This is a genomic window from Runella sp. MFBS21, assembly GCF_029433105.1.
Lineage (GTDB): Bacteria > Bacteroidota > Bacteroidia > Cytophagales > Spirosomataceae > Runella.
Genome location: NZ_JARNTW010000001.1, coordinates 73,779 through 87,285, shown reverse-complemented (window position 1 = coordinate 87,285; position 13,507 = coordinate 73,779). Strand labels below are relative to the sequence as shown.

The 13,507-nt window shown below is 43.7% G+C and carries 6 protein-coding genes; all 6 read left to right on the top strand.

All coding sequences use genetic code 11. The features are described from left to right. Positions 1-59 precede the first annotated feature (59 nt). The 6 genes from P1X15_RS00235 to P1X15_RS00210 all read left to right on the top strand — a co-directional run bounded on the left by P1X15_RS00235 (position 60) and on the right by P1X15_RS00210 (position 13,281). Positions 60-2,423, top strand: coding sequence for an ABC transporter permease (locus tag P1X15_RS00235; RefSeq protein ID WP_277336135.1), 2,364 nt, complete (start codon positions 60-62; stop codon positions 2,421-2,423). A 60-nt stretch (positions 2,424-2,483) separates the two neighbouring features. Further along, entirely contained in the window at positions 2,484-4,901 is a 2,418-nt protein-coding gene (locus tag P1X15_RS00230) for an ABC transporter permease (RefSeq protein WP_277336134.1), read from the top strand. A 30-nt stretch (positions 4,902-4,931) separates the two neighbouring features. After that, positions 4,932-7,328, top strand: coding sequence for an ABC transporter permease (locus P1X15_RS00225; RefSeq protein WP_277336133.1), 2,397 nt, complete (start codon positions 4,932-4,934; stop codon positions 7,326-7,328). Between the two features lie 226 nt (positions 7,329-7,554). Continuing rightward, a complete protein-coding gene (locus tag P1X15_RS00220; RefSeq protein ID WP_277336132.1) occupies positions 7,555-7,893 on the top strand; it encodes a PadR family transcriptional regulator in 339 nt (112 codons plus the stop codon). A gap of 1 nt (position 7,894) precedes the next feature. Next, entirely contained in the window at positions 7,895-10,561 is a 2,667-nt protein-coding gene (locus P1X15_RS00215; protein ID WP_277336131.1) for an ABC transporter permease, read from the top strand. 83 nt (positions 10,562-10,644) lie between these two features. Beyond that, a complete protein-coding gene (locus P1X15_RS00210; protein WP_277336130.1) occupies positions 10,645-13,281 on the top strand; it encodes an ABC transporter permease in 2,637 nt (878 codons plus the stop codon). Positions 13,282-13,507: the final 226 nt, after the last annotated feature.

Below are 13,507 nucleotides of genomic sequence, written 5' to 3'. Positions count from 1 at the left end.
TACCCGTAGAGACGTTGCATGCAACGTCTCTACGTCACCACCATAAAAATTACATCGTTATGCTACGCAACTACCTCAAAATCGCATTTCGGAACCTACTGAACGACAAAGTATTTAGCAGTATCAATATCCTAGGCTTGGCGATAGGATTTTCGGCATCGGCGTTGATTTTACTTTGGGTCAATGACGAAATGAACTTTGAAAACACCCACGAAAACCGAGAGCGGATTTTTCAGGCGTGGAACCAAGTCACCGAAAAAGGCAAAACCAGTAGTTGGAACGTCACTCCACAATCCATGGGACCCGCCCTGCAAAAAGACTATCCCGAAGTTGAAAAAATGGTGCGGGTCGATTGGGCAGACAAATATTTGGTTCAAGCGAAAGAGACAAAAATAAAAGGGACGGTTCAGATAGTGGATTCTACTTTTTTGGACGTATTCACGTTTCCATTGCTCAAAGGAGATATCAAAACCTGCCTAAACGGGGTCAATAATTTGGTAATTACGCAAGATTTTGCCCAAAAACTATTTGGAAATAATGAGCCACTTGGCCAAATCGTCAAGCTCAATAACGAAAGCGATTTTGTGGTGACAGGCGTAGTGAAATCACTTCCAACCAACACCAATTTTAATTTTGATTGTTTGGTGCCGTGGCGGTTCAAGGTAGTCAATAACATGGAGAGTTTGCACTGGGGCAACAACTCTACCACTACTTATGTGTTGTTAAAAAAGAACACTGACGCTCAGGCTTTCAACCTAAAAGTCAAACATCTAAGAAAGCAGTATGACAAAGAAACCGCCTCTTGGGAGACCTTCGTGTATCCTTTTGAGCGATTGCGGCTTTACGGAAGCTTTAAAAATGGAGTGGAAGAAGGTGGTAAAATCGAACAAGTTCGCAACTTTACGGTCATTGCCCTTTTGATATTGCTGATTGCGTGCATCAACTTCATGAATTTGAGCACGTCCCGAAGCGACAAACGGGCCAAAGAAGTAGGAGTCCGAAAGGCGTCGGGAGCTAGCCGTTTATCCCTCATTAAGCTGTTTTATTCCGAGTCTATTCTCACCTCATTGTTGGCAGGGGTGTTGGCAATTGGCATTATTATGGTCAGTCTCCCCGCGTTCAATCAACTCATTGAGTCCAAAATTGTGATTGATTGGTGGGATGCTCAATGGATTGCCTATTCGTTGGGTTTTGTTGTTGTCACGGGATTGGTGGCAGGGTCTTATCCTGCGCTATTCCTTTCGAGTTTTGACCCTTTGCAAGTATTGAAAGGAAGTTATTTCAATATCTCTTCTCCAATTACTCCCAGAAAAATACTCGTCGTTTGTCAATTTGTGTTCTCTGTTTTGCTCATTTCTTGTACCATGATTATCAAGCAACAGTTGGATTATGCCCAAAACAGAAAATCAGGATACGACAAAGCAAACCTGGTCTATCACCCCGTAGAGGGCGATATTTCTAAAAACTTTGACCTCATAAAAGCTGAATTGTTGAAAAACAACGTGGCGGTTTCGGTAGTAAAAACATTTTCACCTATTACCGAAACGTGGAGTAACACAGGTGGAATGAAATGGCGGGGCAAAGCGACAGACGACCACAGGAACATTGACCGTTTTGGAGCAGACGACCAAATTGTAAAAACGCTTGGTTTAGAGATTATCGAAGGGCGTGATTTTGATTTAAAAGCCTATCCAACCGATTCTTCGGGGGTAATTATTAACGAAACAGCCAAGAAGATGATGGGTTTCAAAAACCCCATTGGCGAAAAAATCACCGACGGTGGTTGGGAGTTTCAGGTGATTGGGGTGGTGAAAGATTTTGTGATGCAATCGCCTTTTCGAGAAGTGAATGCGGTGACAATTGCGGGGGCGAAAATGAATTTTTTCAACGCGATTCATGTCAAATACAACCCCGAAAAACCTATCAAAGAAAACCTAGAAAATGCAAAAGCCATTTTTAGGAAATACAATCCCAATTACCCTTTTGAGTATCATTTTGTGGACGATGCTTACAATGAAAAATTTGCAAGTGTAGAGCGGTTATCGTTTATGGCACAAGGTTTTGCGTTCTTGACCATTTTTATCACTTGTTTAGGCTTACTTGGTTTGGCCACGTCGTTAGCCCAGCAAAAAACCAAGGAAATTGGCATTCGTAAAGTCTTAGGAGCGGGAATAGGGCAAATTGTGCTATTGATGTCAAAAGGATTTGTTACGCCAGTGCTATTGGCCTTTCTGATTGCGAGTCCGCTGTCGTACTGGATAATGAATAAATGGTTGGAAGACTATACCTACAAAATCACGATCAATCCTTTGGTTTTTGTTTTAGCAGGACTTGTAACGGTCGTTATTGCTTTGTTTACGGTTAGTTACCAGTCGATTAAAGCCGCCCTGATGAATCCTGTCAAATCATTGAAATCGGAATAATTCCCTGTAGAGACGTTGCATGCAACGTCTCTACGTCATCGCCATAAAAATTATATCGTTATGCTACGCAACTACCTCAAAATCGCATTTCGGAACCTTTGGCAAAACAAAGTGTATTCCTTTGTTAACCTCTCAGGACTTACCCTCGGACTGACGGTGGTGATGCTGATTATGCTGTACGTCAAAGACGATTTGTCCTTTGACCGTATGCACGCGAAAGGACCGCAGATTTTTCGGTTGATACAAGACCGCAAAGACCTGCAGGGAAATCTGAGTAAAATGGGAAACACAGGGATGCCGCAAGGCCCCGCGTTTGTACGCGAACTAGGTGATTTTGAGGCGTATTGCCGCTTTAAAAACGGCTGGAATACCCTCGTGAAGAAAGGTAATGAAGGGATTAAAGAGAATTTGATGTACGCCGACAACTCCGTGTTGACCATGTTTTCGTTTGAGGTAGTGGCAGGAGACGCCCGCACAGCTCTCAAGGATTTAAAAAACGTGGTGATTACCGACCGAATGGCCGAAAAGTATTTTGGAAGCCAAGACCCCGTAGGTAAACTAATGCAAATCGGTGATGAAGGGGCGGCTTTTAAGCCGTTTGTGGTGGCGGCCGTCGTCAAACACCCACCCGCCAATTCGTCGATTCAGTTTGATATGTTGATGTCTATCGACCACCTCATTTCACCTGACCCTCAGCAGCGCGCCAACGACGAAAATTGGTTTAATGCAAGTTTGAATACGTTTTTGTTGGTCAATCCGAAAGTGAACGTGGCACAGTTGGGCAAAAAAATGGAGGCAGTGACTAAGAAGTACACCTCTGATTTTTTAGAAAGTGTGCGTAAAGACAATAGTGAAGGCAAAACGTACGAGATTAAGTTTAAGCTGCAACCTTTGTACGAAATGCACTTAAATCCTGACTATTATGCTTCTAATGGCTTGCAATATTGGTCAAATGAGCGTTATCCGAAGATTTTATCGGGGCTGGCGTTGTTGGTTTTGGTCATTGCCTGCATCAATTTTGTGAACCTTACGCTGGCTCGCTCGCTCAAACGCGCCAAAGAAATTGGCATCCGAAAGGCAACGGGAGGCACGCGTCAGCACATTTTAGCGCAGTTTTTGGGAGAATCGTTTTTGCTGACGGCTTTGGCGTTTGTTCCGTCGTGGTTGTTGGCTTACCTGTTGCTGCCTACGTTCAGCGAATTGACCGACAAACATTTAGAAAGCACCTACCTTTTTCAACCGACTACCTTGGGGCTTTTTGGCGGGTTATTGCTCTTGGTGGCGCTTTTAGCAGGATTTTACCCTGCGTTGGTGCTGTCAGGTTTTCGCCCGATCGAAACTTTGCGTGGGCCATTTAAACTGACAGGCCGACAAACATTCGGGAAAGCATTGGTCGTGTTTCAGTTTGTGTTGGCAGGCGTGTTGATTATCGGGACGGTTATTGCGACTCGTCAGTTTAATTACATCGCTCAGGCCGAACTTGGTTACAAAACCGACAACATTCTTCGCTTTTGGTTGCCTTGGGATCAAATAGAAAGAGTAGCCGCACCGCTCAAAAATGAGTTGGCGCAGTTGCCTTACGTCGAAAAAGTTTCCAACAAATCAGGAGATTGGAACAGTACGATTTACCAAATCAATGGCAAAAGCACCGACTATACTTACTACGAGTACATCGACGAAAATCATTTGCAATTGATGGGTATTCCGTTGGTGCAAGGGCGGTATTTTTCGCCAAAATATGCGTTGGATACGGTTTCAAATATCATTGTCAACGAGGCTTTTGTACGGGAATTTGTCCCCAAAGGTCAAAACCCTTTTACTCTGTCTATTCGCCAACGGGATAAAGCATTGAACATCGTCGGCATTGTGAAAGACTTCCACTATGCTTCGTTTAAGGAGAAAATAAAACCCATCGTGTGGGCGCGCGATACCCGCCGACAAGCAGGCTGTATTCACATCCAACTGACTCCTAATCACCAAAAAGAAGCACTGGCGCAGATTAAGAAAGTCTATAAAAAGTACGTCCCTTACCTTCCTTTGGAATACTACTTCTTGGAAGATTTTCGGATGGAGCGTTACGCCGACGACTTGCGCTGGAAGCAAATTTTAACCTATACGTCGCTGGTGGCTATTTTGATTGCCTGCTTGGGATTGTTTGGCTTGGCCACTTTCGTGACCGAACAACGTACCAAAGAAATTGGTATTCGGAAAGTGCTGGGGGCAGGCGTAACGAGCATTGTGGCGCTTTTGTCAAAAGACTTCCTGAAACTGGTGCTTATCGGCATTTTCATTGCTTGTCCCGTAGCCTACTACTTTGGTAATCAGTGGCTTCAAGACTTTGCGTACCGCATTGAGATAAATGCTTGGGTGTTTGTGTTTGCGGGCGTCATAGCGATGGTGGTTGCCTTAGGAACCGTTGCGTACCAAGCCCTTAAAACGGCTTTGGCCAATCCTGCCCATACATTGAAAACGGAATAATTCTCTCTCTCTATTCTTTACCATAAAGCCATGTTTAAAAACTACCTCAAAATCGCCGTACGAAGCCTTCTGAAAGACAAAGGCTACACAGCACTCAATTTAATAGGCCTTACCCTTGGCCTTACGTTTGGGTTATTTCTCTTTTTTTACGTAACTGACGAACTTAGCTTTGATCGTTATCACGAAAATGCCGACCGCATTTTTCGAATCAACAGCATCTTACAAGAACCCGAACGTTCGGGGCGTATTGCGATTACACCCTTTCTTTTGGGGCCGACACTCAAAAAAGAATATCCAGAAGTTGAGTATGCGGCACGATTGGCTCAACCAGAAAATCCAAAATTGTTGAAAAAGGGTGAGTTGCAGTTTTTAGAACCAAAAGTTTATTATACTGACAGTGCCTTCTTTGATATTTTTACCTACAAATTCATTGCAGGAGATGCCAAAAACGCATTGAAAGCGCCCAACTCACTGGTATTGACCAAATCATTGGCCGAGAAATTTTTCCAAACTACCCAAAATGTGGTAGGAAAATCGTTGCAAGGACGAAACAACGAAACCTATAACATTACGGCAGTCATTGAAGATGTCCCTAACAATTCTCATTTTCGTTTCAACGGGCTGGTTTCTGTGTCTAGTTTGGAAAAAAACTTTTCTGACAATTGGGGTAATTTTAGCCATTACACTTATGTATTGCTCAAACCAAACGTAAGCCCCGGCCAATTAGAGAAGAAATTACCCGCTTTGTATGAAAAATATATGGCGGCGATTTTTGCTCCCTTCAATGTTAAGATCACCTACCTTGTTCAGCCCATTACCGAGATTCACCTCAAGTCCGACTTCGACAATGAGCCCGAAGAATTGGGTAGCATGTCGTATATCTACATATTTTCGGCAATTGCAGTATTTATGATTTTGATTGCGTGCATCAACTACATGAATCTGACTACGGCACGGTCGGCGCGACGCTCCAAAGAAATTGGTATCCGTAAAGTATCGGGTTCGTTGCAAAGCCACCTCATTTTTCAATTCTTAACCGAATCAGTAGTATTGACGTTGACGTCGTTGTTGCTCAGCTTGGTTTTGATTGCCCTGTTGCTTCCTGTATTTAATGATATTTCGGGCAAAACATTTACCATACAGACTTTACTCCGTCCTAGCACGCTTTTGGGGATAGGGCTCATCGTTATCGTCACAGGCTTTTTAGGAGGTAGTTACCCTGCTTTTTACTTATCAGGTTTCAATCCCTTGAATGTATTAAAAGGGAATTTGGCCAAAGCCTCTACCAATGCCCCATTGCGGCGTACATTGGTGATTGTCCAATTTACAATTTCGATGGTTATGCTTATTAGTACGTGGGTGGTTTATGACCAACTTCGTTATCTTCAACACAAAGAATTGGGCTATAATAAAGAGCAAGTGGTGGTGATTGATATGCCTTCTATCAATTCTGGCGCACGGAGCACTATGATAAAACGGATGAAATCAGAATTTCAAAAAAATCCTAATGTCCAATCCATCAGTTCGTCGTGGTATGTACCTAGTAGCGCGTCTCAGAGTGTCAACCTCATGGAAATTGAAGGAAAAGCGGGCTTTACCAACTACGCCATCGAAGTATATGGAATTGACCCTAGTTATCTCCCTACATTGGGGATTCAACTTGTCAAAGGCCGCAACTTTACGGATTTAGACCGGGCCGATTCTCTACGTCGAATCATTGTAAATGAAGCACTTGTCAAAAAAATGGGTTGGAGCGATGCCTTAGGAAAGAAGATTAGGTATGCCGGAGATTCTGTAAACACAGCTGAAGTGATTGGGGTATTCAAAGACTTTCACCAAAAATCACTTTATAATCCTATTGAACCAATGGCGTTGGTATATCGCGAAAGCAACGGTTCGGTACAAGTCAAAATCAATGCTGAGAATATTCCGAGTACATTGGCTTTCATCGAAAAAAGTTACAAAACCATTTTTCCTCAATATCTATTTCGGTATGATTTCTTAGACCAAACTTTTCAATCACAGTTTGCCGCCGATCAAAAACGTGGTTCGCTCTTTACAACTTTCTCCTTACTTACCGTTTTGATTTCGTGTTTAGGGCTTTTAGGGTTAGTAGCATTTACAACCGAGCAGCGTCGAAGAGAAATCAGTGTTCGGAAAGTGATGGGAGCCGAGACGGGGCATATTGTCACATTAGTTGCTAAAAGTTTCTTGTATCTAGTAGGTATTTCTTGTCTCATTGCCTTCCCTATTGCGTGGTATTTTATGAACGAATGGTTGGAGCCTTTTCCCTACAAAACCGAATTGCACCCCTTGTCGTTTATTCTTGCGGCGGCCTTGGTATTGCTTATTACGTTGCTTACTGTAAGCTTTCATACCATAAAAGCGGCCTTGATGAATCCTGTTAAAGCATTGAAATCCGAATAAACCGCCTGGTAGAGACGTTGCATGCAACGTCTCCACAGCATGCAACGTCTCTACAGCATGCAACGCCTCTACCACCAATAAACCATTGAATATGTTGTACACTACTGGACAATAGTGTACGATTTCGGACAAATAACAATCTTAAAATCCCCTTATACAGGCTAAAAATGCAGGTTTAGGTAGCTGGCAAACTATTTGTTCTACAAAAGTTAATAATATTTTTTTGATGAAACGAACGTACTTAGGTGAATTTGAAGAAATTGTACTCTTGACCGTCGCAATCCTAGGAGAAGGGGCATATGGAGTAGCTATTACCGACGAGCTCGACCGCCAAACGGGACGAACTGTAAGCATTAGTGCGGTTCATGCCGCCCTGCATCGCCTCGAAGAAAAAGGAATGCTGTCGTCATTTATGGGAGAGGCTACCGCCGAACGAGGTGGGCGGCGCAAGCGTCTCTTTCGGGTGACAGTGATTGGTAGTAAAACACTCCAAGAAGTGCGCGACCAACGAAATCGTTTATGGGATGCTATTGCACCTCAGACGTTACCTGTTTTGGGAATGTAATATGCAAAACCACCCACCCCGCTGGGCCGAACGCCTGCTCGAATTCTTTTGTGCGCCTGACCTTTTGGAAGAAGTGCAGGGAGATCTCTATGAACGATTTGAGCGGCAGGCGGCGCTGTTTGGAGTAAAAATAGCCCGACAACAATACGCGTGGAATGTCCTGAGTTTTATTCGCCCTTTTGCCCTCAAACGTAAAAAATCCGAGTTTTCAACCACTTTTTTATACAGCCCGACCATGTTAATCAATTATCTAAAAATCGCTTTTCGGAATCTTGTTCGCCACAAGATGTTCAGCTCGCTCAATATTCTCGGTCTGACCGTCGGGACGGTGTGCTGTTTGTATATTTTGTTGTATGTCAAAGACCAATTTGGCTACGACAACTACCACAAAGACGCCGAGAACATTTACCGACTCCAAACAAACATTTTACACAACGGTGGCGATCAGCCCATGTTCAACAGCGGCACGAGTTCGCCCATCATCGCGCCTACCATGAAAAAGGACTTTCCCGAAGTGGTGGAATATACGCGGGTGCTCAATTTCTTTACCGCAAAAAATAACCTTTTGGGGGTAGAAGGAAAAACCGAAACGTTCATTGACGACAAAGGCTTTTTGGTGGATTCAACGTTTTTCAACGTCTTTACTTACCGCTTCTTGGAAGGTTCGCCAGAGCATTCTTTGGATACGCCCTATACGGCAGTTCTTTCGAAAACACTTGCAAAAAAAATGTTTGGGGAAGAGAAGGCGATTAACAAGCGCATCAAAGTGGGTACCAATATCAATACCACCACCTATACCGTAACAGGGGTGTATGACGATAGTTTTGGCAAATCGCACCTTCGACCCAGCTTTTTGGTCAGCCTAAACAGCGGTGGGCTTGGGGAGTTTGCCCGAAATAACACCGAATGGGGCGGCAATAACTTTATTTATTCGTACGTAAAGCTCAAACCCAACGTCAATCCCGAAAGTGTAAACGCTAAAATGCCTGCGCTTTTGCAGCGTTATGGTGGAAAAAGAATTGCGGAGTTGGGGATGAAAAAAACGGTTTTGCTGCAAAAAGTAACGGATATTCACCTGTATTCAAAAGGCATAACGAACCAAACGGATAAAGTGTCCGATATTTCGTTTTTGTACATTTTATTGACCATCGCGGCTTTTATTCAATTGATTGCTTGCATCAATTTTGTCAACCTAACCACGGCCCGCTCGGTGCGCCGCGCCAAAGAAGTGGGTGTTAGAAAAGCCGTTGGAGCCTTTAGGTCGGTGTTGATTGGGCAGTTTTTGGGCGAGTCGATGCTGATTGCTTTTATCTCTATTTTCTTGGCTTTGCCGATTGTCAAGCTCCTTTTGCCATTTCTAAACTCGCTTACTGACAGTACGTTAGCGCTTACTATTACCCAAAACCTTGATATTTTATTGATTACAGTGTTGGTAGCATTGGCGACTGGCTTGTTGGCGGGCATTTATCCTGCCATTTATTTATCAAGTTTCAAACCCGTAAGTGTGTTGAAAGGAACGTTTAAATTCAATCCCGCTTCGGTAGTTCTTCGCAAAGGCTTGGTTGTTTTTCAGTTCTCGATTGCCATTGTGCTCATTATCGGAGTGTTGGTGATTTCGAAGCAGTTGGATTTTATGCAAAACAAAGACCTAGGCTTTAACAAAAATCAAAAGATTGTAGTGTCGCTTTCCAACGAAAATGTCCAAAGACAGTTTACAGCCTTGAAAAATGAGCTGTTGAATCAGCACCAGATTAAAAGCATCGGAGGAGTTCGATACTATCCTTCACAAAGTTTTTTACAGGATATGTTGGTCTTTAAATCGGGGGGTAGTATGGATAAAGGATTGTTAATCAAAAACAACGTCGTAGACGAAGGGTTTTTCAAAACACTCGGTATTAAGCTCATTGCAGGAAGAAACTTTACTCCTGCCGATACCAACAACCAAGTGATTTTGAGCGAAAAAAGTGTCAGAGATTTGAACTTAACCACGGAAACAGCCGTGGGTATCGAGGTATTCACGGGAACTGGCGACAATATCGATGCGTATACAGTGATTGGGGTTTACAAAGATTACATCAATAACTCTTTGAAAGAAGAAATCAAGCCATTGATGATGCACTATAGTGCTCAGCCAGAGTACATGGTTTTGGAAGTCCAAACCGACAACTACGAGGGCTTGATGGCGAATGTTGAACAAATCTGGAAAAAACTTATCCCTAGCTTCCCATTACAGTATTCGTTTTTGGATGAAGAGATTCAAAAACAATACATAGAAGAAAAAACACTGCGCCAGATTATCAATTCATTCACCTTCATCGCCATTCTTATCAGTTGCTTAGGGCTTTTTGGCTTGGCAATGTTTACGGCGGAGCAGCGTACCAAAGAAATCGGTGTTCGGAAAGTGCTGGGCGCCAGTGTGATTAGTATTACAACACTGCTTTCCAGAGAGTTTCTCAAACCCGTTTTGGTTGCACTTGCCATCGCGTCTCCTTTGTCGTATTATGCCATGAATAAGTGGCTCGAAGGTTTTGTGTATCGTACGGAGGTAGGTTGGGAAAGTTTTGCCGTTGCGGGTATAGCGATTGTAGCCATTTCTCTGTTTACGGTTAGCTATCAGACCTTGAAAGCGGCACTGATAAATCCTGTAACAACCTTGAAATCAGAATAAATCCCCCTGTAGAGACGTTGCATGCGGAGACGTTGCATGCAACGTCTCTACAATTCCATCCCATTTTACAATACAATCATTATATGCAAAACCAGCCGCCCCGTTGGGCCGAACGCCTGCTCGAATTTTTCTGTGCGCCTCACCTATTGGAAGAGGTTCAAGGGGATTTGCATGAGCGATTCGAGCGGCAGGTGGCGCTGTTTGGCGTAAAAATAGCCCGACAGCAGTACGTGCTGAACGTCCTGAGTTTTATTCGTCCTTTTGCTTTGAAACGTAAACCCAATTCCTATCCATTCACTTTTTTATACAGTCCTTCTATGTTACGTAATTATTTAAAAATTGCTTTTCGCAATCTTGTTAAGAATACGGGGTATTCGGTCATCAATATTGGTGGATTGGCCGTTGGTATGGCCGTGGCCATGATGATTGGCCTATGGATTTACGATGAATTGTCGTACGATAAGTACCACCAAAACTACAACCGCCTTGCGCAAGTGATGCAACACCAGACTTTTAATGGGCACAGAGGAACGGAATCGTCTATTCCGATGCCATTGGAAGCGGAACTACGAGCAAAATACGGGAGCGATTTTAAATATTTGGCCATGGCCACCTGGGGAGGAGACCGCATTCTCACGTATGGAGAAACCAAAATCACTCGTTCTGGCAACTACATGGATGTGGACATTCCTCGCATGCTTTCATTGAAAATGCTCAAAGGCAATCATGACGGACTGAAAGAACTCAACTCTATTTTACTTTCTGAATCGGTTGCCCAATCACTTTTTGGTAATGAAGACCCCATGGGTAAACTCGTGCGGATTGACAACAAGTTGGACGTAAAAGTGACGGGAGTTTATGAAGATTTGCCTTTTAATACCTCCGCTCGCGACTTAAAATTTATTGCCCCGTGGAAACTCTACGTTTCTTCCCAAAAATGGGTACAACGCGCCCTCGACGAAGGGCAGTGGGATAACAACTCCTTTCAGCTATTTGCCCAAATCGCCGATCACGCTGACATGACGCAGCTGAGCGACAAAATCACAAATGTGAAGCTGGACAAAGTAAATGCGGAAGAGAAGAAATTTAAAGCGGAGATTTTTTTACACCCGATGAGCGACTGGCATTTGCAGTCCAACTGGGAAGAAGGTGTGAAAACGGGCGGTTTCATTCAATACATATGGCTATTTGCCATCGTTGGACTGTTTGTATTGCTGTTGGCTTGTATCAATTTTATGAACCTAAGCACCGCACGTTCCGAAAAACGGGCCAAAGAGGTAGGAATTCGCAAAGCGGTAGGGTCGATTCGGACGCAGTTAATCAATCAGTTTTTCAGCGAATCGTTTTTGGTGGTAATTGTTGCCTTTTGGGGAGCACTGGGAGTGACATTAGCTGTTTTGCCATTATTCAACGAAATTACCGATAAAAAAATGGTCTTCCCGTGGGCCGAACCCGTATTTTGGCTCGTAAGCGTAGGTTTTATTGTCCTTACGGGGGTGCTGGCAGGAAGTTATCCCGCCCTGTATTTGTCGTCGTTTCAGCCCGTAAAAGTACTCAAAGGCACTTTTAGGGCGGGGCGTTTTGCTTCGGTACCGCGTCAGGTGTTAGTGGTGGTGCAATTTACGGTGTCTATTACACTGATTATCGGAACTCTGATTGTCTATCGTCAGATTCAGCATACCAAAGACCGCCCCATGGGGTACGACAACAACGGCCTGATTATGATGCAGATGATGTCGCCTGATTTTTATGGAAAATATGATTTACTTCGTACGGAGTTGAAAAAACAAGGCGCAATTGTCGAAATGGCCGAATCGTCGAGTCCATTGACGGCAGTTTGGTCAAACAACGGCGGGTTTGAGTGGAAAGGCAAAGATCCTAGTCTGCAAGCTGAATTTGCCACGATATGGGTCACGCACGATTTTGGTAAAACAGTAGGGTGGAAATTTAAAGAAGGCCGCGATTTCTCTCGGAGTTTCTCAACCGATACAGTGGCGATTGTCATCAACGAAGCCGCCGTAAAATTTATGGGAATCCAAAACCCTGTGGGCAAGGTAGTACAGTGGGGGCAAGGAAAAGATGCGGGGCATTTTACTATTGTTGGGGTCATTAAAGACATGCTCATGCAGTCGCCTTACGAACCCGTAAAGCAAACTATTTATTTTATGAACTACGAAAACGTGAATTGGATGACGATGAAACTCAATCCCGCGCGTAGTGCCTCCGAGTCGGTGGCGATGATTGAAGCGACGTTCAAAAAACACCTTCCCGCCGCTCCGTTCGATTATAAATTTGCCGACCAAGAGTTTGGTAAAAAATTCCAATCGGAAGAACGCATTGGTAAACTTGCCGCCATTTTTGCTTTGTTGGCCGTTTTTATCTCGTGTTTGGGATTGTTTGGATTGGCGTCGTTTGTGGCGGAGCAGCGCACCAAAGAAATTGGCGTTCGCAAAGTGCTTGGTGCTTCCGTATTCAACTTGTGGGGAATGCTTTCCAAAGACTTTGTTGTATTGGTGATTATTTCGTGCCTGATTGCCATTCCGATTGCTTATTATTATCTCAACGACTGGTTGCAGGATTATAAATACCACACCGAAATTTCGTGGTGGATTTTTGCAATGGCGGTGGGAGGTGCATTGACCATCACCCTGTTAACAGTGAGTTATCAATCAATTCGGGCAGCGATGGCGAATCCTGTAAAATCGTTGAAATCAGAATAAATTTATTGTCGCGTAGAGACGTTGCAATGCCGTGGAGGCGTTGTATTGCCGTGGAGACGTTGCAATGCAACGTCTCTACAATCAATTTCCCATCTGTCCAACTCAGGACAACGTTTGTCCGTAAACGGACAAATATTTTTTCATGAACATCCTTAAAAGCAGTGTTTACAGGCCCAAAAGGGCCATTTGTATTTCTGGCACGGATTTGTACGATAAAATATAAACT